We start from the raw sequence: 21,560 nt of genomic DNA, 5'->3' as shown, positions 1-21,560 counted from the left end.
GAGTCAGCGTGTGGGGGTCAGCGGACCTCGATGGTCACGCGCCGGTTGCGGGGCTCGTCCACCTCGTCGGCGGTGGGCACGGCCAAGTCGCGTTCGCCGCGGCCCACGGCCTCGATGCGGTTCGCCGGGAACTGGCGCTCCACGAACAGCTGCACCACTTCCTGCGCGCGGCGGCGCGACAGCTGGTCGTTCTGCTCGCCGGCGCCCTTGGTGTCGGTGTGGCCGGTCACCACGATGTCGCCGCCGCTGCGGGCCAGCGCGGCGGCCAGCGCCTCAGTCATGATCTGCTGCGACGCCGCCGTCAGCGTGGTGGTGCCCACTTCGAAGAACACCGTGTAGCGCTGCGGAAGCGGCGGGCGCATGTCGAACAGGGGCTTGTTCTCGGCCTGGACCTTGGCCGCATCGGCCTGGTCGACCACCGGTGCGCCGCTCGCGCCCACCGCGGCCGTGGCGCGCTGGTAGGGCTTGGAGAGCACTTCTTCGCCGTCCTTGGCGCGCACCACCACGGCGGAAGGCGTGCCGTCGGCCTGGGGCAGGAGCACCACGCGCGTGCCCGGCGAGGAGCAGGCGGCCAACAAAAGGGCGACCAGCGCGGTCGCAGGAAGAAGGGGGGAGCGGCGTGGCGGTGTCTGCATCTTTTCAGGGTTGGCCGTCGGTCTGCACGATGAAGTCCGTGCCCCGAATGCCGATGGTGGCGGTCTGGGTTTCGACGCGCACGGCGTCGGGGTTGGTCTTGCCGATGAGGCCGGTGATCATGCGCATCGAGCCGCGCAGCAGCGACACGAGCATGCCGCCGTCGCGGGTGGTGCCGTCGAAGTGGAATTCCTTCAGGTCCATGCGCGAGGACGGGCCGACCATCAGCGTGGTGTTGTCGCGCAGCACGACGGCGGCCGACGAATCCGGGCCGGTCACGATGCGATCGACCGCGCCCAGCGCGTCGCCGGGGGCCGCCGTGCGCGTGGCGCCGGCGCTGTCGAGCAGCTGGACGTTGCCGCGCACCGTCTTCACGAACCCGGCCTGCTGGGGCGCGGCCGCTGCTGCGGCGGGCGCCGCAGCGGGTGCCTGGGCCTGGGCCAGGGTGGCTGCGCCGACGATGGCGAGCCCGAGGGCGGCGGTCAAAAATTTCTTCATCATTTGCCTCTCTGTGACTGATTGCTTCGCAATGAGCGCAAATATTAAGGCGAAGGCGTTACATATGGTCACGCGGCTGATAATTCAGCCGATTCCTGCGACGTAATGCCCGCCCGCACAGGCCCTTTTTACCTGATCTTGTTCTTTCTGCATGACGTTGACCCCTAAAACGCTGCTTCGCGTCTCTGTCGCGGTGGCCCTGATCACCATCCTCCTGAAGGGATGGGCCGGCTACCTGACGAACTCGATGGGCCTGATTTCGGACGCCATGGAGTCCTGCGTCAACCTCGCCAGCGCCATGTTCGCGCTGGCGATGGTCACCATCGCCGAGCGCCCGGCCGACGAAGACCACCCCTACGGCCACCACAAGGCCGAGTACTTCTCGTCCGGCTTCGAGGGCCTGCTGATCGTGGCCGCCGCCATCGCGATCCTGTGGGTGTCGGTGCTGCGGCTGATGGCGCCGCAGCCGCTCGAGCAACTGGGCTGGGGCCTGGCGCTGTCGGTGATCAGCTCGGGCTTCAACGCGGCGCTGGCGTTCGTGCTGTTCCGCGCGGCGCGCGCGCACCGCTCCATTGCGCTGGAGGCCGACGGGCGTCACCTGATGACCGACGTCTGGACCTCGGTCGGCGTGCTGGTCGGCATCGTGGCCGTGCATTTCAGCGGCTGGCTCTGGCTCGACCCGCTGATCGCCATCGGCGTGGCGCTCAACATCGTGCGCGAGGGCTTCAAGCTCGTGTGGCGCTCGTCGCAGGGCCTGATGGACGAGGCGCTCGACGCCGAGACGCTCGCCACCGTGCGCGCCACCCTCGACGCCTTCGCCGCCAACCATGCCGAGGGCGACCGGCTGCGCTTCGACGACATGGTGACGCGCGGCGCCGGCCAGCGCCGCTTTGCCGACCTGCACATGCACGTGCCCGGCGACTGGACCCTGCAGCGCGCCGCCAACCTGCGCGACGAGCTGGAACAGTCGCTCATGGACGCCGTGCCCGGCCTGCGCGTGACCATCCAACTGCTGCCGCTCACCATGGAAGCGCGCGCCACCCGACTCGAGGACCACCATTCATGAAAGCCGTGCTCCAGCGCGTCGCCCACGCCCGCGTCGACATCGCGGGCCAGACCGTCGGCGCCATCGAGGCCGGCCTGCTGGTGCTGCTGTGCGCCGAACGCGGCGACGCCGACAACGTGGCCGACCGCCTGCTCGCCAAGATCCTCAAGCTGCGCATCTTCTCGGACGAGGCCGGCAAGATGAACCGCAGCGTGCAGGACATCGGCGGCGGCCTGCTGGTCGTGAGCCAGTTCACGCTGGCCGCCGACGTGAGCGGCGGCAACCGCCCCAGCTTCACACTCGCGGCGCCGCCCGACGAGGGCCGCCGGCTCTACGAGTACTTCGTGGCGCAGGCGCGCGGCGCGCACCCGGTGGTGGCGACGGGCGAGTTCGGTGCCGACATGCAGGTGCACCTGCTGAACGACGGGCCGGTCACGATCCCGTTGCAGATGACGGCGTGAACGGCGCGGGGCGGATCACCGCTTCCCACGCCACCTTCGGTTCGTCGTAGCGCAGCACGCGCACCTCCTCGAGGTGCTGCAGCTGCCAGCCGTCGGCAAACAGCCGCTCGACCGCGGCGCGGTCGAAGAAGCGCTTGGGAATGCCGTCCACCGTGTAGAAGACATCTTCGTCCCGCCCGCTGGCCGACGGGCCGCGCGCGCCGTGGTGCAGGTCGTTGACCGAATTGAGGCGGCACAGCAGCACGCCACCCGGCCGCAGCACGCGGTGGATGTGCCGCACCAGCGCCAACGTCTCGTCCCACGCGAAGTAGTGCAGCGACAGGCTCGCGAGCACGGCGCCGACCGTGGCGCCCTCCGCGAGCGGCCATGCGTCGCGGAAATCGCCGCAATGGAACTCGGCCCCTGCGGGCACGCGTTGCCGCGCCTGCGCCAGTGCGTCGGACGACAGCTCGACCGCCACCACCCGCAAGCCGGCGTCGACCAGCGTGGCGGTGTCGCGACCCGCTGCACACCCCAGTTCGAGCACCGGCCCGTCGCCGGCACATGCGCGCAGCAGCGGCAGCCAGCGCGGCAGCCAGGGATCGGTGCCCGACGCCATCGCGGCCTCCGCTCAGCGCCCGTACGGGCTGCGAATGCCCAGGCCCGCGAGGATCTCGATTTCGTACGCTTCCATCTCGTCCGCGTCGGCCTCGCTCGTTTCGTGGTCCCAGCCCTGCGCGTGCAGCGTGCCGTGCACCAGCAGGTGCGCGTAGTGCGCGGCCAGCGTCTTGCGGTTTTCCTTCGCCTCGCGCGCCACCACGGGCGCGCACAGCACCAGGTCGGCCATCACGACCGGGCCCTGCGCATAGTCGAAGGTGAGCACGTTGGTGGCGTAGTCCTTGCCGCGGAACTCGCGGTTCAGGCGCTGGCCTTCTTCGGCATCGACGATGCGCACGGTGATCTCGCCGTCGATGTCCAGCGCATGGCGAATCCATCGGTTCACGCTGTGGCGCGGCAGCGCGGCGCGGTGGCGCTCCACGCCCTTGAAGCGCCCGAACTGCAGCGACAGCGACAGGGCAGGAAGCAAGGAGGCCGCCATGTCAGTGGCCTCCCGAGCGCTTGCGCTGGCCGTCGTAGGCATCGACGATCTTCGCCACCAGCGGGTGGCGCACCACGTCGGCGCTCGTGAAGTGCGTGGTCGCGATGCCGGCCACGCGCTTGAGCACGCGCTCGGCGTCGATCAGGCCGCTGAGCTGCTGCTTGGGCAGGTCGATCTGGCTCACGTCGCCCGTCACCACCGCCTTGGCGCCGAAGCCGATGCGCGTGAGGAACATCTTCATCTGCTCCACCGAGGTGTTCTGCGCTTCATCGAGGATCACGAAGGCGTTGTTCAGCGTGCGTCCGCGCATGAAGGCCAGCGGCGCGATCTCGAGCACGTTGCGCTCGAAGGCCTTCTGCACCTTCTCGTAGCCCATGAGGTCGTACAGTGCGTCGTACAGCGGGCGCAGGTACGGGTCGACCTTCTGCGTCAGGTCGCCCGGCAGAAAGCCCAGTCGCTCGCCCGCTTCCACGGCCGGGCGCGTGAGCACGATGCGCTGCACCGCCGCGCGCTCCAGCGCATCGACCGCGCAAGCCACCGCCAGGTAGGTCTTGCCGGTGCCGGCCGGGCCGATGCCGAAGGTGATGTCGTGCTTGGCGATGTTGTCCAGGTACAGCGCCTGCGTGGGCGTGCGCGCGCGCAGGTCGGCGCGGCGTGTGACGAGCATGGCCGCGTCCTCGTCGCTCATCGAGCCGTCGCCGGCCAGCGTGAGCTGCACCACGGCCGGGTCGATGGCGCGCTGGGCGATCTCGTACAGCGCCTGCAGCACCTCCATGGCGCGCTGCGCCGGGGCCTTGGGGCCGTCGACCTTGAACTGCTCGTGGCGGTGCGCGATCTTCACGCCCAGGGCGTCCTCGATGCGGCGCAGATGCGCATCCAGCGGGCCGCACAGGTGGCCGAGGCGCGAATTGTTCAGGGGGGTAAAGGTGTGTCGCAGAATCACGCCGGACATTTCAAGGAAAAAGGGCACCCATGATAGGCAAACTGACCGGCACGCTCGCAGAGCGCAACCCCCCGCAGGTGGTGGTGGACTGCAACGGCGTCGGCTACGAGGTCGACGTGCCGATGAGCACGTTCTACAACCTGCCCAACGTCGGCGCGAAGGTGTCGCTGCTCACGCACTTCGTCGTGCGCGAAGACGCGCAGATTCTCTACGGCTTCGGCACCGCCGAGGAGCGAGCGGCCTTCCGCCAGCTCATCAAGATCACCGGCGTGGGCCCGCGCACCGCGCTGGGCCTGCTCTCGGGCATGAGCGTGGGCGAGCTGGCGCAGGCCATCACCACGCAGGAGCTGGGGCGGCTCGTGAAGATCCCGGGCATCGGCAAGAAGACCGCCGAGCGGCTGCTGCTGGAGCTCAAGGGCAAGCTGGGCGCTGACATCGGCCTGCCGGCGCATGCCGCGTCCGACGCGCAGGCCGACATCCTGCAGGCGCTGGTGGCGCTGGGCTACAGCGACAAGGAAGCCGCGCTCGCGCTGAAGGCGCTGCCGAAGGACGCGAGCGTGAGCGACGGCATCAAGATGGCACTGAAAGCCCTGGCGAAGTGAGTTGGCGCGAGGCGTGGTCGCGCGCGCAGGCGCTGCGCCACGAGTCGGCCGAGACCGACGCCGTGCTGATGCACACGGCCATGGCCTTGTCGGTGCCGATCATCTGGCTCTACGGCTTTGCGGGCGTGGCCTACGGCCAGCTGCCGATGCTGACGCCGGCCGGCTTCGTCGACATGCCGGGCGTCTGTGCATGGCTCACGGCGGTCATGGCCTTCGCGGTTGGCATCCTGTTCATCGACTGGCTGGTGCGCGGTGACCTGGCACCGCCGCCGGTGCCGACGTCGATCGTCGTGCGGCACTGGCAGTCGGGCTGGCCCCGGTCGCCGGCGTTGCCGCCCGAGCCGTCGCCCGGCTTCCTGCAGGGCAGCGCGTTCCCGTTTCGCAGCGTGTGCCTGCTTGTCGCGGCCGTGGCCTGCGTGTCGGCGCTGGTGTTCAGCGGCCTCGACACGCTGGGCTGGTCGGTCGTCGCGCGGCCGGGTGGGTTGGCGCCGCGCGCCGAATGGCCGCTGTACCCGCTGCCGTGGATCTGGCCCTGGCTGCTGCCGCTCGCGCGCCAGCCCTTCGCGCTCGGCACCGTCGCGGTCGGCGCGGTGCTGCTCGTCGCGGCGATCTTCATGCGCTGGCGCCGGATGCGCGGCGCGTGGTTTCCGTTCTTCACGGCGCTGCCGATCCTCGTGGCGCCGCATTTCCTGGGCGCCGCGGGCTTCGACTACGCCGCCGCGCGCGGGCTCGGCGGCCTGAACGAACCCGCACTGGCGAGTGCGCTCGCGCAGCATCCGGGGCGCTACAACGTCTACACTTTCCTGAGCCTGTGGGGCGGCATCGGTGCCGGCACGGTCGGCCTGGTGCTCGGCTTCTGGTTCGGCCGCTCGCGGGTCATGGACGAGGACTGAGCGCTGGCCCGGCGCCCTGCAAGGAGACACCCTCTGTGAGCGCTTCTTTCTTCGATTCGCCCGCGCACCTTAGCGGCGGCCCCCTGACGCCGCGGATGCGCGCCGAGATGCCGTTCGAGCTCGTCGGCCCGCGCCTGCAGGCCGTGTGCGGCAACTTCACCCCCGTGCCCATGCCGCGCCAGCAGACCGTCTCGGGCGGCATCGAGGTGCGGCGCGCCGGCGGGGTCGACGTGGCGCTCATCGGCCAGAACCTGCAGCGCGTGCACCGCGATGCGCAGGCCATCCGGCGCGACGACCGCGAGCATTTCTTCCTCGTGTTCCAGGACCACGGCGGCGCGCTCATGTGCCAGGGCGCGCAGCAGATCGCGGTGCAGGCCGGCGACATCGTGCTGATCGATTCGGCGCGGCCCTCGGAGTTCGTCTACGACGGCGCCAGCTCGCAGCAGGTGTCGGTGCACCTGCCGCGCGCCGACATGCTCGCGCGCTTCGGCCCCACGCTGCAGGGCGGCGTGTGCGTGCGACGCGGCGACGCGCTGGGCTTCGCGATGCGCGCCATCCTCGCGCGCCTGCTCGACAGCGGGCAGTCCGACGACGCGCACCTGGTCGAGGCCTTTCTCGGCGTGTTCGGCTCGGTGCTGGTCGAGCGCGCGCGGCAGGCGCCTGCGCTGCTGTCGCGCAACGCCGGCGAGGGCGTGCTGCGCCGCGCGATGGACCATGTGGCGCTGCAGTTCTACGACCCGGCCTTCCACGCGGGCGAACTGGCGCGCCACCTGGGCGTGTCGCCGCGGCTGCTGCAGCGGGCCTTCGAGGCGCTGGGCGTTTCGCCGAGCCGCCACATCCTCGACACCCGGCTGGCGGCGGCGCGCGCCGCGCTCGATGCGGCGGCCCGGCAGGGCGGCCCCGCGCCGGCCATCGCGGTGGTCGCGTACGACTGCGGCTTCAACGACCTGTCGTTCTTCTACCGCGAGTTCCGCAAGCGCTACGGCGTGCCGCCGGGGCGCCTGGCACTTGGACCCCTGACGCACTGACGCCTGAGTCCATTCGCTGACGTCTGGCTCCAAGACGCCGGCCCCTGCTTTTCCTACATTGACCTGGCGCGCCCGCCCTGCGGCGGCGCGCGCCAGCGTCAACCCAACCAGGACAAAGCAATGCAAGAGACAAGAATGACGATCGGCGGTCGCGCGGTGCCAGGCACGGCCTCCTTCGAAGTGCGCAACCCCGCCAACGGTCAGGTGATCGGCACCGCGCCGAACGGTTCGCGCGACGACCTCGCCGCCGCCGTGGCCGCCGCGCAGAAGGCCTTCACGAGCTGGTCGCGAAAGTCCGACGACGAACTGGCCGCCGCCTGCCGCGCCGTGACCGAGAAGATCGGCGCGCACGCCGAAGAGCTGGCGCGCCTGCTCACGCTGGAGCAGGGCAAGCCGCTCAATGGCCTGGGGTCGCGCTGGGAGCTGGGCGGCGCCGCGGCCTGGGCCGGCGCCACCGCGGCGCTGTCGCTGCCGCCGCGCGTGCTGCAGGACAACGCGCAGGGCCACGTCGAGATCTTCCGCAAGCCCGTGGGCGTGGTCGGCTCGATCACGCCGTGGAACTTCCCCGTGCTGATCGCCGTGTGGCACGTGCTGCCGGCGCTGCGCACGGGCAACACCGTCGTCATCAAGCCCTCGCCGTACACGCCGCTGGCCACGCTGCGCTTCGTGGAACTGCTCAACGAGGTGCTGCCCGAAGGCGTGGTCAACAGCGTGAGCTGCGACGACCGCACCTCCAACCTCGGCGCCGACATGGCGAGCGACCCGGTCATCCGCAAGATCGTGTTCACCGGCTCCTGCGCCACCGGCAAGAAGGTGATGCAGTCGGCCGCCAGCACCATGAAGCGGCTCACGCTCGAGCTCGGCGGCAACGACGCCGGCATCGTGCTGCCCGATGCCGACCCCAAGGCCATTGCCGAAGGCCTGTTCTGGGGCGCGTTCCTCAACAACGGCCAGACCTGCGCGGCCATGAAGCGGCTGTACGTGCACGCCAGCATCCACGACGAGGTGTGCGAGCACCTCGCGGCCTTTGCGAAGCAGGTGCCGATGGGCGACGGCATGGACGAGAAGAACGTGCTCGGCCCGGTGCAGAACCGCATGCAGTTCGACAAGGTCGCGCGGCTCGTGGCCGACGCGAAAAAGAAGGGCCAGGTGCTCACGGGCGGCGCACCGGGCGAGGGCCTGTTCTTCCCCGCGACCATTGTTGCGGGCCTGAAGAACGGCGATGCGCTGGTCGACGAAGAACAGTTCGGGCCCGCGCTGCCCGTCATCCGCTACACCGACGTCGAAGAGGCCATCCGCGCCGCCAACGACAGCGAGAACGGCCTCGGCGGTTCCGTGTGGTCGAAGGACATCGAGCATGCCAAGCGCATCGCCTCGCGCCTGGAGTGCGGCTCGGTGTGGATCAACAAGCACGGCGCCATCCAGCCCAACGCGCCCTTCGGCGGCGTGAAGGGATCGGGGCTCGGCGTGGAGTTCGCGGAAGAAGGGCTGAAGGAGTACACCGACGCGCAGGTGATCTTCTCCTGACGCGTTGCAGAGCGTGGCGTGCGCCACGCTCTGTTCAGGTGCGCAGCGCGGCGGTCAGTGCGCCGAGCAGCGCATCGGTCTCGACCAGGCTCGGCGGATGGATCGGCGCCGGCCAGGTGCTGTGGATCGCGACCACGAGCCGTTCCTTCGGATGGATGTAGACCTGCTGGCCGAAGATGCCGAGCGCGGCGAACAGGCCGCCGTCGAGTTCGGGCAGTGCCTTCGCGCCGGTCGGGAAGGTCCACCACTGGTAGCCGTACCCCATCGGCTCGAAGCCCGCGAGCGTGCCGGGCGCGAGGTGGCTGGTTGCATCGACGCGCGTGGCATCGGCCACCCAGCCGTCGGGCAGCACCTGCTGGCCGTCGGCCATGCCGCCGCCGAGCACGAACAGGCCGAAGCGCCCGAAGTCGCGCAGCGTGGCGTTCACGCCGCTGCCGGCGAACTCCTGGCCATCGACCGCATCGAGCTGCCAGTAGGCGTCGGCCTCCATGCCGAAGGGCGCCCAGATCTTTTGCGAGAGGTAGTCGCTGATCGGCCGGCGGATCGCGCTGGCCAGGATCTCGCCGACCAGGCAGGTCTCGCCGGTGCTGTAGTTGAAGCGTGTGCCCGCCGGTGCCACGCGCGGGCGCTGTGCCATGAACGCCAGCACCGCGCCCTTTTCGCGCGTGAGCTGCACGCGCATCAACTGGCGCCGGTCGGAGCCGGCGTCGAGGTAGTCCTCGTTCCAGGCCACGCCCGAGCTCATCTGCAGCACCTGCTTCACCGTCACGTCGTCGTAGGCCGAGCCGCCCAGCGCGGGCAGGTAGCGCACCACCGGGTCGTCGAGGCTGGCGATGTGGCCATCTTTCACGGCCGCGCCAACCAGCGTGGAGGTCAGCGATTTCGCGACCGAGAACGACAGCCACTTCGTCGCCGCGTCGTTGCCCATGGCGTAGCGCTCGAGCACGACGCGGCCGTCCTTGATCACCAGCAGGCCGGCCGTGTGGTTGCGCGCCATGAACGCGTCGATGCCGAAGCGCTGCGCGTCGAGGGGCGTGCCTTCGGGCAGCGGGTGCACGTGCGTGCCGCGCCGGATCGCGCGCGTCGCGTAGAGCCGGTCCATCTGGCGGTAGGTCGGCGCCTGCAGCGCGGGCGCCAGCGTCATCAGGTCTTCGTAGCGGCCGATGGCCTCGTCGGTTGTAGTCATTTCGCAGCAGGCCGGTTCAGCCCCAGCGTCGGCGTCTCGTCGAAGAAGTTCCAGGGCTTGAGCAGCGCATGCACCCACTCGGTCGGCATGATCGGCCACTCCTCGGCGCGCGCGACGTGCGTGGTGCCGGTGGTGAGCCACACCACGTTGTCGGTGTTCACGATCTCCTGGTTGTCGGCCGTGAACTGGCCCAGGCCCGTGTCCTTGTTGGAGCGGTTCGGGTACTTGCCTTCGGGGAACAGCTCCTCGGGGTCGTAGCGCGTCACCCAGAGCTGGCGGTCCATGAAGCTCAGGCGGTGGTTGATCCACTCGTCCTTCGCGAAGTTGGCGCCCTTGGCAATCGGGTGCGTGCCGCCCGCGTACGGCACGAGCTGGTAGGACACCGGGTTGCCGACCTTGTTGTTCTTCGCCGGGTTGCTCAGCAGGCGGATGGTCGACGGGTCGAACTTCTGCGCCGCCTGCTGCTCGGTGCGCACCGTGCGCTGCACCGTCTGCATGGTGCTGGTGCGCGGGCCACCGCGCGTGTTGGGCAGCACCACCGGGTCGACTTCGGTGAGTGTGTTCTGCTCGCCGTCCACATCGAGGTCGAGGCGGAAGTTGTAGATGTGCTGGTGCGTGGTGCCGACGATGTGGTGGTCCAGCAGCGTGCCGTAGCGCGTGTCCTCGGCGGCCGTCGGGTCCTGCATGGTGCGCGACTTCACGCCCTTCACGGCCTCGATGCCGGTGGCGCCCGCGTGGATGCCGATGGTGCCGTTCTCGGCGAACACCCAGTCGAACAGGTAGTCGTAGTTGCCCACCGTGCTGATCCAGCGCACCACCAGCTCGCGCCGCTCGGTGCTGATGTTGGGCTTGCCCATCTCCTGGTGCTTGAACTCGGGGTCGGCATAGCGCTCGAAGACGGCGATGGCGCGTGGCACCTTGGTGGGGGCGCCGGTGTAGTCGGCCAGCGTGGCGTCCAGCAGCACGGCGTTCTGCGGCGCGTCCTTGTTGGGCTCGATGGGCGAGGTGAGCGTGCCCATGCCGTACTCGCCCGAGTCGAGATACGCCTTGAAGTACCAGCCGGTGTCGGGGTCGCCATAGGGCACGATCATGCCGCCCAGCGAGCCTTCGTACATCACCTTGCGCTTCGTGCCCTTGTCGTTGTAGGTGACGGTGGAGAGCACCAGGCCCACGCGCGAGTCGAGCCGCACGTGGAAGTCCCAGTTGCGCCAGTGCATCGTGTGGCCGGTGATCGTGTAGTTCTTGCCCTCGGGCTCGGTGATCTCCAGCGGCTTGGGCGCGGGCGTGGCCGCGCGGTCGCGCCCGTCGTAGGGCGTGGGCTTGAGCGGCACGGGCACCAGGCCGCCGTCCTCGATCTTGATGACCTTCTTCTGTTCCAGGTCGACCACCGCCACCAGGCCCTCGATGGGGTGCGCCCAGTAGTTGCCGTCGCCCACGTCCAGGTAGCTCACCACCTTCAGCAGGCGGTCTTCCTGGCGCAGCGAATCCTTGCCGTCGAAGTAGCCCACGGTGAGCGGCGTGGCGACCACCTTCTTCACGTCGGCGATGCCGCGCGTGGCAAGCGCCTTGGCGTAGTCGGGGCTGGCCTCGATGGCGCTCTGCACGGTGGCGAAGTCGTCCAGCAGCACCATGCCGTGCGCGCCCTCGATGGGCTTCCACGCGGTGAGCGTGCGCGCCGCGAGGTCGACCGTGCCCTCGATGACCTTCTTGCCGTCCAGCGCCACGAAGGCCGCCTGGCGCGGCGCGCGCACGGGCTGGCCGGTGAGCGCGAAGTTCCAGACCTCGTCCTTGGGCGGGCGCTTCACGCTGATCTCGGTGAAGCGCAGGCCGGCCTTGTGGCGCCCCGAGGCCTTGAGCACCTCGAGCGTGGCCTGGATCTCGGCCTCGGTGAGCGGGTTCAGCGGGTTGGGCACGCGCTCGACCACGAAGGTCTTGTCCAGGCTGGACTGGAACACCTGGTTCACGAAATCGTGCGGCACGTAGGCCGCGCCCTTGCGCATGACGACGGGCACGTCCAGCTGCATCGGCTGGCCGTTGACCAGCGCCGTCTTCGAGCCAGGCTTCAGGCGCACCAGCGTGCCGTTGCGCGCCACGGTGAACACGTTGGCAAAGCTGTCCCAGCGCAGCGTGCCGCCGAAGTCTTCCACCGTCTTCTTCAGCGGCACCATGTGGGCCGCGCCGCCGTGGGCCAGCGCCGGCTCAGTGCTCAGGGGGCCGAGGGCGAGCGCCAGGGCAGAGGCCAGGGCGGTGCCCAGGAGACGCCGTGCGGCGCCGCGGCCGGGCGTTCGGTGGTAGCTGCTGCGCATGGCTGCATCCTTCTTCGCGTGTTGTGGTGGACAACCGCGAAGGTAAGAGCGCCGCCGGCGCGGGCGTTATCAAGATTTGGCAAACCACCGCGCGCGCGTGGCGGACGGCAGCTCGCCGAACAGGCGCGCGTAGTCGATGGCAAAGCGCGACAGGTGCCAGAAGCCCCAGCGCGCGGCGATGTCGCCGATGGTGTCCTCGCGGCAGGCTTGCATCTCGCAGCGCACGCGGTTCAGGCGCATCACGCGCAGGTAGGTGACGGGGCTCAGGTGCAGCACGTCCTCGAAGGCGTACTGCAGCGAGCGGCGCGACACGCCGGTGGCCGCGCACAGGTCGGGCACGCTGATGGGCTCGTCGGCGTGCGCCTGCATGTACTCGCGCGCCTTGGCCACGATGTGGCGCCGCGCCGCCGTGCTGGCGGGCAGCCGGGCCTCGAAGGCCTTCGAGCCCATGCACTGCAGCACCGCGTCGGCCAGCGACAGCGACAGCATGTGGCGCGCGGCCGGCTGCTCCAGCTGCGCGAGGTTGTCGCGTGCCAGCGACAGGGCGGCGCCCAGCAGGCGGGTGAAGGCGGTCTCGTCGAAACCGGGGTGCTGCACCGGCGCGGGCGCCGGCATGCGCAGCTCGAAGTCGGGGCCGAACAGGGTGGTGGCCAGCTTCGCCAGCGGTTCGGTGTCGACGCACACGGCCATCAGGTCCATGCCGGCCCCGGCCAGCAGCTCGAACTCGCCCCGCGGCGGCAGCGCGCTGAGCTGGCGCCCGCCCAGGTCGTGGCCGCAGTACCAGCTGCCCGGGGCGGCCGTCTCCGTGAGCGCGAAGGCGATGGCGCCGGGGCGGCCCCGGCCGCGCTGCAGCACGGTCTGGTTGGCGCGTTCGTGGAAGACCTGCACGAAGTCCAGGTGCAGGTCTTCGGCCAGCCCCTCGAAGCGGCCGTTGGACAGCTGCTCGTAGTGCTGGTCCCAGGCGCCCACGCCCGAGGCCTGCGCCTGGGCTTCGGCGGTGAGTTGTCGGCTGAAGTGAAGAAGCTCGGTCATGGTGCGCGCTGGCGCAGTTGCCATCGCGCAGCCGATGAGCAGAAACCGTGCCTGTCACGGCGCAGTGTGTGGGAAGCGCCGCCGCCCGACCATGTTGCTTACCCTTGGTCAGGGCCGCTCAGGCGTTCATTCGAGCGTCAGACCGATGTCCTTCACCAGCGCGCCCCAGTCGCGCAGGTCGCTGCGGATGGTGGCGGTGAACTGCTCGGGCGTGTTCTGCGGCAGGTCGTTGAAGTTCAGCTCGTACATGCGGCGCACCACCGCGGGGTCGCGCAGCACCTGGTTCACGGCCTCGTTGAGCTTCTTCACGACGGCGGGCGGCGTCTTGGCCGGCGCCAGCAGGCCGTACCAGGCGTAGGTGGTGAAGGGGTAGCCGCTCTCGGTCATGGTCGGCACGTCGGGCAGCATCGGGATGCGCGAGGGGCCGCTGTTGGCCAGCGCCCGGATGCGCCCGGCGCGCACGATCTCCACGGTCGAGGAGATGTCGGCGAAGGCCGCATCGACCTGGCCGCCCACGAGGTCCTGCACGCAGGGGCCGCTGCCCTTGTAGGGCACGTGCGTCATGACCAGGCCGGCCTGCTTCTTCAGGCTTTCCATCGCCAGGTGGCCGCCCGAGCCGTTGCCCCACGAGCAGTAGCTGAGCTTGTCGGGGCGCGCCTTGGCATAGGCGACGAACTCCTGGATCGTCTTCACCGGCAGGTCCTTGCGCACCAGCAGCAGGTTGCCGCCGCGCCCGACCTGGGCGATCGGCATGAAGTCCTCCAGCGGGTCGTAGGGCAGCTTCTTGTAGAGGCTGGGGTTCACCACCATCGTCGCGGCGTAGGTGAACAGCAGCCGGTAGCCGTCGGGCGTGGAACGCGCCACCACCTCGCTGCCGAGGATGCCGTTGGCGCCCGGGCGGTTGTCGACCACGAAGGGCTGCTTCAGGATCTTGCCGAGGCCGTCGCCGATCAGCCGCGCGATGGTGTCGGTGCCGCCGGCCGCCGCGGTGGGCACCACCAGCGTCACGGGCTTGTCGGGGTAGCTGTCGGCCTGTTGTGCGTGGCTGGCCGTTGCCAGTGCGGCCAGGGAACAGGCGGCGAGCATGCGCAGGCCGAAGCGGAATGGTGTTGTCGTTGTCATGGTCCGTGTCTCCGATGGAAAGGCTTCAGCGGATGCCGAAGCGCGCCTGCGTGCCTTGTTCGATCATGTCCGCGCCCACGCGATACAGGTTGCGCGAGACGTAACTGGGCACTTCGCGTGCCCGCTCGCGCAGCCATTCGGCCTTGAGCGAGCGCGCCTCGGCGATCTCGCTGGCCTCGCCCTCGGCGGTGGCCAGCAGGTCGATCACGTGCAGCGCGAGCTGCCACTGCTTGTTTGCCGCCAGCGCACGTGCCTGGTCGATCACGCCGCGCTTGTCGGTGATGGCGTCGGCCACCGCGCGGCCGATGGCCTCGGGTGCGGCCGGGTGCAGCGAGGTCGGGTTGCGGTCCCACCAGCCGTTCTCCGAGCGGTAGATGTCGCGCACGATGTAGCCCGGGTCGCCGTAGGTGGGCTTCATCCACTCGACCGCGAACAGCTCGTCGGGAAAGCGGATGCGCGCCAGGATGTCGCGCTCGTTGAGGCCCTCGTTCATGAGCCGCACCACCTCGGCGCGCACCCAGCGCAGCGCGCGGGCCGTGTGCACGAGCACGTGCTGCACCTGGTCTTCGCCCTCGAGCGTGGCGCCGAATTCGCGCACCGCCTTGCGCGGCTTCAACGCCGCCAGCGCCTCCAGCGTGTCGGCCCAGCGCACCGTGTCGCGCATCGTGCGAAAGGGCGTGCCGATGTTGGGAATGGAGTCGATCAGCGCCGCGCCGCCGTACAGCACGCGTTGCGCCGGGCTCCACAGCGCGATCGCGTCGTCGGTTTCCGAGGGCGCCCAGCGCAGCTCGATGCGGCGCTCGCCGCTGCCGATCTGCAGCACGTCGTCGAAGGTCTCGGTGGGCGGGTGCGTCACCAGCCGGTGGTCGAAGAAGCCGGCGGGGCGGTTGAACTGGATCTCGGCCATGCGGTGCTGCAGGGCCAGTGTCTCGCGGTAGCGCGCCAGGCGGCGCGGCACGTTGCGGTGCGCAATGATGCGCGGTGGCGCATCGCCGCGCGCGGCGGCATGGGCCAGCCACATCGGCACGCCGGCGTTGTAGCCAATGTGGCCGTGGCTGAAGCACAGCGCATGCACCGGCGCGTCGCTGAGCTGGCGCAGCGCGTCGATCATGCCTTGCGTCACCGAGCCGCCCGGGCCGGCGTCGATCACGACCAGGCCCACGTTGGTTTCGGCCACGAACGATTGGCCCTGCCCGCGCAGGATGTGCAGGCCCGGCGCGACGGTCTCGGTGCCGGTGCCGACGATGAGGAAGGGTTTTTCTTCTTCTGTGGCTTTTGGTTTTTCAGCGGTGGCGCTCATGCGGAATCCTTGGTGACAGTGAGGGGCGGCAGCTGGTAGCGGCCGTCGAGCAGTTCGGCGCGCGGCACGTAGGCGCGCAGGCACAGGTAGAAGCTGCCTTCGGGCGCCGGCAGCCAGTTGGCGAATGCGGCCTCGCCTTCGGGGCGTGCGTGCTGGATGTGCAGCGTGAGCCCGCCGTCCGCGTCGCGCCGCAGTCCCGGCGTGCGGTCGCCGACGGCGTAGCGGTCGATCGGGTTGTCGACCAGCATGTAGTCGCGCGTGTCGTACATCGTGAGCGACCAGAAGGCGTCGACCGGCGGCAGTGCGTCGGGCGCGAAGCGCAGCGTGTAGCGGCGCTGGCCGGTGAGGGCCTCGCCGGCGGCGTCGTGCCAGGCCATCGGGTAGGTGGCCTCGCGGCTTTCGAGCATGCCGATGTACTTGAGCGCGATCAGCGCGCGCGCCAGGTGGTCGTCGCCGAAGGAGCCTTCCACGAGCGGCATCTGCACCCAGCCCGAGGCCGTGGTGCGGCCCGACTGCGCCTCGCGCAGCCGCGGCAGCACGGTGTCGAGCGCGGCCTGCAGCGCGGCGCGCTGGCCGTCGTCGAGCGCGCCTGCGCCAGGCCCGATCCCGAGCGCCGCATAGCGCGCGAGCTGCGCGGCATCGTCAGCCGGCGGTGCGTTGTCGCGCAGCGCCGCGTTCACCTGCGCGGCGAAGTGCGCGGCGGTGAGCGGTGCCTTCGGATCGCAGGCCGGGTCGAAGGCGCGCGGCGCCGAGCGGCGGCCGGCTTCCCAGTCGGCCAGCGTGCGCACGAGAAAGCCGTCCTGCAGCGCGTTGACGGCGGGCACGTCCTGCGGGCCGTCGACCAGCAGGCGTCCGATGATCCACAGCCAGCGCGTGGGCGCCTCGATGCGCGCGCCCGGCGCGTCGAAGGCCGCGGGCAGCGTGCCGCGCCATCCCGGCGGCGTGACCACGAAGGCGCGCGCCGCCGTGCCCGTGAGGCGCTGGCCCAGGTGCGCGAAGGGGTTGGTGAAGAAGTCGAGCAGGCCCAGCACGTAGTAGCGCCCGGCCGTGTCGGGCACGTCGATCACGAGCGGGCCCTCGCCCAGGTCGAGCCAGGCATTGGTGTAGAGCGTGTCGTTGTTCGGCGTGACGACGCGGCTCTTGCCCGCGCCCAGCAGCTGGCGCGCGTGCGTGAACACGTTGCACCAGCGCAGCGGCTTGGGCGCCTCGCCGGCGGCGTCGGTGCGCTGCGGCGAGGTGGCCGCGCGCATGCGGCACATCTCGTACAGCGGGTAGGCGTAGACCACGGCCTCTTCGGCCAGGGCGTGAAGGGGGTCGGTGTGCGGCTGCATCGTGCTCAGCCCTGTTGTGCCTGCAGGGCCGGGATGCGCCAGCTTTGCACGCCCTCGCGCGGGTAGTACATGCGCAGGATCAGGTAGAAGCGCCCGGCCGGCGCGGGCAGCCAGTTGGCGGCGTCGGCGGGGCGCGCGTGGCCCACCACCAGTTCGAGGCTGCCGTCGGCGTTGCGCTTCAGCCCGGGCGTGCGGTCGCCGATGGCGTGGCGGCGGATGTCGTTGGGGTAGAGAAAGCGGTCGCTGTCGTACAGCGTGACCGACCAGAAGGCGTCCGCGGGCGGCAGGTCGCCGGCCTCGAAGCGCATCGTGTAGCGGCGCTGGCCGTCCAGCGGCTCCTGGGTGGCGTCGTGGTGCGCGGCGGCGTACACCGCCTCGCTGGTGGCCAGCGCGCCCAGGCCCAGGTAGGCGGTGCGCGCGCGGCCGAGGAACTCGTTGCCGTAGCGGCCGGTGGCCGGCGTCATCGACCAGGGCTTGGGCCTGCGGTTGCGGCCCACGGCGCCGACCAGCTGCACGCCCTCGGCGAAGCCTTCGATGAGGCCTTCGCGCAGCGGTGCTTCGAGTGCGTCCCACGAGAACGCGGCGTTGGCCAGCAGCCCGCCCTGGCCGAACCAAGCGACGAGGCCGCGGTCTTCCACGCGGCCCGGCGCTTCGGCCAGCGCATGGCACACGTTGGTGAAGAAGCGCGGCGCCACGTCTGCGGCCGGCTCGCCGTGCTCGAAGGCGGCGGCCATGGCGTCTTCGTGCGGGCCGGCCCACTGTTCGATGGCGGCCGGACGGCCCTGCAGCACGGTGCCGGGCGCGGGTGTCAGCTGGATCTCCGACTGCAGCGCGCGCGCCGCCGGCCAGTCGCTTTCGTCGCCCACCAGGATGCGGCCGATGAGCCAGACCAGATCGGTCGGGCAGCGCACCACGCGGTGGCCGGCGAGCGATTCCGGCACCGTGCCGCCGGGGCCCACGAGCACCACGGTCTCGCCCTCGGGGTTGCAGTTGCGCGGGCCCAGGTTCTCGAAGTTCTCGGTGTAGGCGTCGTACAGCGGCAGCACGAAGTAGCGCCCCGGATGCCGCGCCGACGCGGGCACCGTGAGCAGCATCGGCCCGTGCGCCAAGTGCAGCCAGGCCATGGTGTAGAGCAGGTCGTTGGCGGGCGTGACCACGTCGCGGTCTTCGTGGGTGGACGGGCGCGGCGCGTGGTGCAGCGTGTTCAGCGGCGCGCGCACGTCGGAGCCGGCCGAGGCGCCGCTGCGGCGTTCGGCGCGCGGCGCGGTCTGCATGGCGCAGGTGCGGTAGGTCTCGGTGAGCGGATAGCCGTAGACGAAGGCGGCCAGGCCGATGGAGCGGGCGAGCGCCTTGCGGGCGGCGGCGATGTCGGGCACGGGAGCGGGAGCGTTCATGGGAAAGACCTCGGGGTTCGAAAAAAGGGAGAAGGGAAGGCGGTTCAGTCGAGCTTCACGCCCGTGGCCTGCGTGAGCTTCAGCGTCACGGGCAGGAAGGCCTTGTAGGCCGCGGCGGCCTCGGGCGGCAGGTTGCCCACGGGCTCGGCGCCGAGCTCCTCGATGCGCCGGCTCACCTCGGGCTGGCGCACCACCGCGCTGACCTCGCGGCCCAGGCGCTCGACGATGGCGTCGGGCGTCTTCGCGGGCGCCATCAGCGAGGTCGGGCCGGTCATGGCGTAGACCTCGTCGGCGTAGCCCTGCTCGGCGAAGGTCGGCACGTCGGGCAGCGCGCGGGCGCGCCGGGGGCCGGCCACGGCCAGCGGGCGCAGCTTGCCGGCCTTGATGTACGGCTGCAGCGTGGTGACCGAGCCCACGGTCATCTGGATCACGCCGCCGATCAGGTCGATCGCCATCGGGCTCTCGCCCTTGTAGGGCACGTGCATCGTCTGCAGGCCGTAGGCCTTGTCCATGTAGACCTGCACCTGGTGCGGCTGCGTGCCCGGGCCCCACGAGCCCATCGAGTACTTGCCGGGCGCGGCCTTGGCGGCGGCGATCAGGCTCTTGAAGTCGGTGGCCGGCACCGACGGGTGCACCGCCAGCACGGTGCGCGTGGTGGCGATGTCCGACACCATGCGCAGGTCGGTGCGCGGGTCGTAGGGCAGCTTGCTGTAGAGCACCAGGTTCGCCGTGACGGGGCCCGGCACCGTGAGCAGCAGCGTGTGGCCGTCGGGTGGGCTCTTGGCGACGTAGTCGGTGCCGATGATCCCGCCCGCACCGCTGCGGTTCTCGACCACCACCGGCTGGCCCAGCCGCTTCGACAGCCCTTCGGCCACGAGCCGCGCGAGGATGTCGGTCGAGCCGCCCGCCTGGTACTGCACGATGATGCGCACGGGCTTGGAGGGGAAGGGCGCCTCCGTGGCTGCCGCCGCCGCGCCGGCCGCGAGCGCCAGTGCCGCGCCCGCGCCGAGTGCGCGCCCGAGTCCGTTCTTCGATGTCGTCATGCGATGTCTCCGGTGGTTGTTGTGCTTCAGGGCGCGCGGCCGACGACCAGCGCGTCGACCGCCACGCAGCCGCCCTCGGCCCGCGGGCGCGCGATCAGCGGGTTGATCTCGGCGCTGTCGAGCGAGTCGCCCGCGCGCTGCGCGAAGTCGGCCAGCGCACACAGCGCGTCGGCGATCGAATCGAGGTCGACCGGCGGCCGGCCGCGCGCGCCGTTCAGGATCGCGAAGGCGCGCAGCTCGCGCACCATGGCCAGCGCGTCGTCGCGTGTGATCGGCAGTGCGCGCAGCGACACGTCGCGCAGCGTCTCGACGTGGATGCCGCCCAGGCCGAACATCAGCACCGGCCCGAACACCGGGTCGCGGTGCACGCCCGCGATGCACTCGACGCCGCCCGTCAGCATGCGCGCCACCAGCGCGCCGTCGAGCCGCGCCTCGGGCCGCGCCGTGCGTGCGTGGTCGCGCGTGCGCTCGAAGGCCGCGCGCGCCTGCGCCGCGCCGCGCAGGCCAAGCGCCACGCCGCCGACGTCCGACTTGTGCGGGATGTCGGCACTGACGATCTTCACCACCACCGCCTCGCCGAGCGCCTCGGCGGCGGCCGCGGCTTCGTCGGCGCTGCGCACCACGCGGTGCGCGACCACGGGCACGCCGGCATCGGCCAGCAGTGCGAGCGCGTCGGGCTCGGACATCGTGCCGGGCGCGAGCGTCAACGGCGCCTTGGTTGATGCGGGCGTTGCAGCCACCGCAGCCGCAGGCTTCAGCCCCGCCAGCGCGGCGATCGTGCGGATGCCGTCCGACGGGTCGGCGAACACCAGGCAGCGCATGGCCTCGAGTTCGGCGCGGCGCTCGGGCGTCAGCAGCGTGCTCACCGCCAGCAGCGTGTCGGGATAGGCCTCGCGCAACGACGCCACGAGCGAGCGCAGCACCGGCCAGAACGCGTCCGATGCGCCCGCGGCGGCCAGGAAGCCCATCCACGAGGCGAAGCCCTGGTCGTCCAGCATCACGCGGGCCGTGCGATCGATCAGCGTCATGTCGTTGGTGACCTGCCCCGTGATGTCCACCGGGTTGCGCGGCGCCGCGAAGGGCACCCAGCGGCGCAGCGTGTCCTGCGCGGCCTCGCTCAGCGGCCGGGCATCGAGGCCCTGGGCCGAGGCCTCGTCGGCCATCAGCGCGCCGACGCCGCCCGAGAGCGTGAACAGGCCGATCGAGCGGTCGCGCGGGCGGCCCGCCACGGCCGCGCTGTGGGCCAGGTCGAAGAACTCCGTGAGGTTGCGCGCGCGCAGCACGCCGTACTGGCGGAACACCGCGTCGTACACCGCGTCGTCGCCCGCCAGCGCGGCGGTGTGCGAGGCCGCGGCCTCCGCGCCCAGCGCGGTGCGCCCGACCTTGACCATCACCACCGGCTTGCCGTTGGCCTGCGCCAGGGCCAGCGCGGCGCGCAGCCGGGGGCCGTCGCGGCAGCCTTCCATGTAGGCCATGATCACGTCGGTGTCGGGGTCCTGCGCGAGCCAGGCCAGGCAGTCGGCGACCTGCACGTCGGCCTCGTTGCCGGTGGTGGCCCACAGCGACAGGCCGACGCCGCGCGCCCGCGCCATCGCGTAGGCATAGGCGCCGAACGCGCCCGACTGGCTCACCAGCCCGATGCGCCCCGGCATCACGCGGCCCACGCCGGGCGCCGGCGAGAAGGTGGCGTACACGTGGCGCGCGATGTTCATGAAGCCCAGGCAGTTGGGGCCGACCAGCCGCACGCCCGCGGCACGCGCCTTGTCGCCCAGCCGCGCCTGCGCCGCCGCGCCCTCGGCGCCCACTTCGGCGAAGCCCGAGGAGAACAGCACCACGCCCTTCACGCCCGCCGCGATGGCGTCGTCGAGCGCGCCGTCGACCAGCGCCGACGGCACCGCGAGGATGGCCAGGTCCACCGGCTGGCCGATGGCGCGCAGGCTGGGGAAGGCCGGCAGGTCCTGGATGCGGTCGGCGTTCGGGTTGACCGGGTAGAGCGCGCCCTCGAAGCCGAAGCGGCGCTGGTAGTCGACGGGAATGCCGCCGATCTTCTGCGCGTTGGACGAGGCGCCGACCACCGCGATGGAACGCGGCGCGAACAGCGCCGAGAGGGATTCGGCTTGCGAAGAGAAGAAGTCCAT

Annotated in this window: 20 protein-coding genes; 6 read left to right on the top strand and 14 right to left on the bottom strand. The window is 70.9% G+C overall.

Features of this window, described 5'->3' with window-relative positions; all coding sequences use genetic code 11:
• Positions 1–17: 17 nt before the first annotated feature.
• Positions 18–635 (bottom strand): OmpA family protein, encoded by a 618-nt coding sequence (locus AC1RAA_RS18775; RefSeq protein WP_062479230.1) that lies wholly within the window; start codon positions 633–635, stop codon positions 18–20.
• A gap of 4 nt (positions 636–639) precedes the next feature.
• The gene (locus AC1RAA_RS18770; protein ID WP_492730713.1) at positions 640–1,131 is read right to left on the bottom strand and encodes a FecR family protein; all 492 of its coding nucleotides are present in this window, start codon (positions 1,129–1,131) and stop codon (positions 640–642) included.
• 151 nt (positions 1,132–1,282) lie between these two features.
• On the opposite strand from AC1RAA_RS18770, the gene AC1RAA_RS18765 reads away from it, so the two are divergent.
• Both AC1RAA_RS18765 and dtd read left to right on the top strand, forming a co-directional pair.
• Positions 1,283–2,197, top strand: coding sequence for a cation diffusion facilitator family transporter (locus AC1RAA_RS18765; RefSeq protein WP_492730715.1), 915 nt, complete (start codon positions 1,283–1,285; stop codon positions 2,195–2,197).
• Entirely contained in the window at positions 2,194–2,637 is a 444-nt protein-coding gene (gene dtd / locus AC1RAA_RS18760) for a D-aminoacyl-tRNA deacylase (protein WP_159279411.1), read from the top strand. The genes AC1RAA_RS18765 and dtd overlap by 4 nt, the downstream gene beginning before the upstream one ends.
• On the opposite strand, the gene AC1RAA_RS18755 is transcribed toward dtd, so the two are convergent.
• The 3 genes from AC1RAA_RS18755 to AC1RAA_RS18745 are packed head-to-tail and all read right to left on the bottom strand — an operon-like array spanning position 2,609 to position 4,667.
• Positions 2,609–3,235, bottom strand: coding sequence for a class I SAM-dependent methyltransferase (locus tag AC1RAA_RS18755; RefSeq protein WP_492730717.1), 627 nt, complete (start codon positions 3,233–3,235; stop codon positions 2,609–2,611). The two genes, dtd and AC1RAA_RS18755, sit on opposite strands and share 29 nt — an antisense overlap.
• Positions 3,236–3,247: 12 nt before the next feature.
• Positions 3,248–3,715, bottom strand: coding sequence for an rRNA maturation RNase YbeY (gene ybeY / locus AC1RAA_RS18750; protein WP_062479245.1), 468 nt, complete (start codon positions 3,713–3,715; stop codon positions 3,248–3,250).
• 1 nt (position 3,716) lies between these two features.
• Positions 3,717–4,667 (bottom strand): PhoH family protein, encoded by a 951-nt coding sequence (locus AC1RAA_RS18745; RefSeq protein ID WP_172438305.1) that lies wholly within the window; start codon positions 4,665–4,667, stop codon positions 3,717–3,719.
• 20 nt (positions 4,668–4,687) lie between these two features.
• On the opposite strand from AC1RAA_RS18745, the gene ruvA reads away from it, so the two are divergent.
• The 4 genes from ruvA (at position 4,688) to AC1RAA_RS18725 (ending at position 8,708) form a co-directional block, all read left to right on the top strand.
• Positions 4,688–5,260, top strand: a complete 573-nt coding sequence (ruvA, locus tag AC1RAA_RS18740) for a Holliday junction branch migration protein RuvA (protein WP_056577514.1) — start codon at positions 4,688–4,690, stop codon at positions 5,258–5,260.
• Positions 5,257–6,153 (top strand): hypothetical protein, encoded by an 897-nt coding sequence (locus AC1RAA_RS18735; protein ID WP_492730719.1) that lies wholly within the window; start codon positions 5,257–5,259, stop codon positions 6,151–6,153. The genes ruvA and AC1RAA_RS18735 overlap by 4 nt, the downstream gene beginning before the upstream one ends.
• A 35-nt stretch (positions 6,154–6,188) precedes the next feature.
• Positions 6,189–7,181: a helix-turn-helix domain-containing protein gene (locus tag AC1RAA_RS18730; protein WP_492730721.1), complete on the top strand. Its 993-nt coding sequence runs from the start codon at positions 6,189–6,191 to the stop codon at positions 7,179–7,181.
• 120 nt (positions 7,182–7,301) lie between these two features.
• Positions 7,302–8,708: an aldehyde dehydrogenase family protein gene (locus tag AC1RAA_RS18725; protein WP_492730723.1), complete on the top strand. Its 1,407-nt coding sequence runs from the start codon at positions 7,302–7,304 to the stop codon at positions 8,706–8,708.
• A 34-nt stretch (positions 8,709–8,742) separates the two neighbouring features.
• Here the strand turns inward: AC1RAA_RS18725 and AC1RAA_RS18720 are convergent, their stop codons facing one another.
• From AC1RAA_RS18720 to AC1RAA_RS18680, 9 genes are all read right to left on the bottom strand, one after another.
• Positions 8,743–9,894: a serine hydrolase domain-containing protein gene (locus tag AC1RAA_RS18720; RefSeq protein WP_492730725.1), complete on the bottom strand. Its 1,152-nt coding sequence runs from the start codon at positions 9,892–9,894 to the stop codon at positions 8,743–8,745.
• Positions 9,891–12,200 (bottom strand): primary-amine oxidase, encoded by a 2,310-nt coding sequence (tynA, locus tag AC1RAA_RS18715; RefSeq protein ID WP_492730727.1) that lies wholly within the window; start codon positions 12,198–12,200, stop codon positions 9,891–9,893. Before tynA ends, AC1RAA_RS18720 begins: the two co-directional genes overlap by 4 nt.
• A gap of 69 nt (positions 12,201–12,269) precedes the next feature.
• Positions 12,270–13,232 carry a helix-turn-helix domain-containing protein gene (locus AC1RAA_RS18710; protein WP_095746874.1) on the bottom strand — a complete coding sequence of 321 codons (963 nt, stop codon included), beginning with the start codon at positions 13,230–13,232 and terminating at the stop codon, positions 12,270–12,272.
• 126 nt (positions 13,233–13,358) lie between these two features.
• Positions 13,359–14,318: a Bug family tripartite tricarboxylate transporter substrate binding protein gene (locus AC1RAA_RS18705; RefSeq protein ID WP_492731290.1), complete on the bottom strand. Its 960-nt coding sequence runs from the start codon at positions 14,316–14,318 to the stop codon at positions 13,359–13,361.
• A 61-nt stretch (positions 14,319–14,379) separates the two neighbouring features.
• Positions 14,380–15,654: an alkyl sulfatase dimerization domain-containing protein gene (locus AC1RAA_RS18700; protein ID WP_492730729.1), complete on the bottom strand. Its 1,275-nt coding sequence runs from the start codon at positions 15,652–15,654 to the stop codon at positions 14,380–14,382.
• Positions 15,651–16,985 carry a DUF1254 domain-containing protein gene (locus AC1RAA_RS18695; RefSeq protein WP_492730731.1) on the bottom strand — a complete coding sequence of 445 codons (1,335 nt, stop codon included), beginning with the start codon at positions 16,983–16,985 and terminating at the stop codon, positions 15,651–15,653. The genes AC1RAA_RS18700 and AC1RAA_RS18695 overlap by 4 nt, the downstream gene beginning before the upstream one ends.
• A gap of 5 nt (positions 16,986–16,990) precedes the next feature.
• Positions 16,991–18,379, bottom strand: coding sequence for a DUF1254 domain-containing protein (locus AC1RAA_RS18690; RefSeq protein ID WP_492730733.1), 1,389 nt, complete (start codon positions 18,377–18,379; stop codon positions 16,991–16,993).
• 44 nt (positions 18,380–18,423) lie between these two features.
• On the bottom strand, positions 18,424–19,422 hold the full coding sequence (locus AC1RAA_RS18685) for a Bug family tripartite tricarboxylate transporter substrate binding protein (protein WP_492730735.1): 999 nt from the start codon (positions 19,420–19,422) through the stop codon (positions 18,424–18,426).
• Positions 19,423–19,448: 26 nt separating this feature from the next.
• Complete coding sequence (locus tag AC1RAA_RS18680) at positions 19,449–21,560, bottom strand: acetate--CoA ligase family protein (RefSeq protein ID WP_492731292.1); 2,112 nt, start codon at positions 21,558–21,560, stop codon at positions 19,449–19,451.

The organism is Variovorax sp. GW823-FHT04F07, assembly GCF_058795995.1.
The sequence above is the reverse complement of the archived record's forward strand: the minus strand, read 5'-3'. Positions and strand labels throughout refer to the sequence as shown.

Excerpts from the sequence above, each read along its gene's own strand:
- AC1RAA_RS18775 (WP_062479230.1), bottom strand. The coding sequence starts at position 635 with ATGCAGACACCGCCACGCCGCTCCCCCCTTCTTCCTGCGACCGCGCTG.
- AC1RAA_RS18770 (WP_492730713.1), bottom strand. The coding sequence starts at position 1,131 with ATGAAGAAATTTTTGACCGCCGCCCTCGGGCTCGCCATCGTCGGCGCA.
- AC1RAA_RS18765 (WP_492730715.1), top strand. The coding sequence starts at position 1,283 with ATGACGTTGACCCCTAAAACGCTGCTTCGCGTCTCTGTCGCGGTGGCC.
- dtd (WP_159279411.1), top strand. The coding sequence starts at position 2,194 with ATGAAAGCCGTGCTCCAGCGCGTCGCCCACGCCCGCGTCGACATCGCG.
- AC1RAA_RS18755 (WP_492730717.1), bottom strand. The coding sequence starts at position 3,235 with ATGGCGTCGGGCACCGATCCCTGGCTGCCGCGCTGGCTGCCGCTGCTG.
- ybeY (WP_062479245.1), bottom strand. The coding sequence starts at position 3,715 with ATGGCGGCCTCCTTGCTTCCTGCCCTGTCGCTGTCGCTGCAGTTCGGG.
- AC1RAA_RS18745 (WP_172438305.1), bottom strand. The coding sequence starts at position 4,667 with ATGTCCGGCGTGATTCTGCGACACACCTTTACCCCCCTGAACAATTCG.
- ruvA (WP_056577514.1), top strand. The coding sequence starts at position 4,688 with ATGATAGGCAAACTGACCGGCACGCTCGCAGAGCGCAACCCCCCGCAG.
- AC1RAA_RS18725 (WP_492730723.1), top strand. The coding sequence starts at position 7,302 with ATGCAAGAGACAAGAATGACGATCGGCGGTCGCGCGGTGCCAGGCACG.
- AC1RAA_RS18720 (WP_492730725.1), bottom strand. The coding sequence starts at position 9,894 with ATGACTACAACCGACGAGGCCATCGGCCGCTACGAAGACCTGATGACG.
- tynA (WP_492730727.1), bottom strand. The coding sequence starts at position 12,200 with ATGCGCAGCAGCTACCACCGAACGCCCGGCCGCGGCGCCGCACGGCGT.
- AC1RAA_RS18710 (WP_095746874.1), bottom strand. The coding sequence starts at position 13,232 with ATGACCGAGCTTCTTCACTTCAGCCGACAACTCACCGCCGAAGCCCAG.
- AC1RAA_RS18705 (WP_492731290.1), bottom strand. The coding sequence starts at position 14,318 with ATGCTCGCCGCCTGTTCCCTGGCCGCACTGGCAACGGCCAGCCACGCA.
- AC1RAA_RS18700 (WP_492730729.1), bottom strand. The coding sequence starts at position 15,654 with ATGAGCGCCACCGCTGAAAAACCAAAAGCCACAGAAGAAGAAAAACCC.
- AC1RAA_RS18695 (WP_492730731.1), bottom strand. The coding sequence starts at position 16,985 with ATGCAGCCGCACACCGACCCCCTTCACGCCCTGGCCGAAGAGGCCGTG.
- AC1RAA_RS18690 (WP_492730733.1), bottom strand. The coding sequence starts at position 18,379 with ATGAACGCTCCCGCTCCCGTGCCCGACATCGCCGCCGCCCGCAAGGCG.
- AC1RAA_RS18685 (WP_492730735.1), bottom strand. The coding sequence starts at position 19,422 with ATGACGACATCGAAGAACGGACTCGGGCGCGCACTCGGCGCGGGCGCG.
- AC1RAA_RS18680 (WP_492731292.1), bottom strand. The coding sequence starts at position 21,560 with ATGGACTTCTTCTCTTCGCAAGCCGAATCCCTCTCGGCGCTGTTCGCG.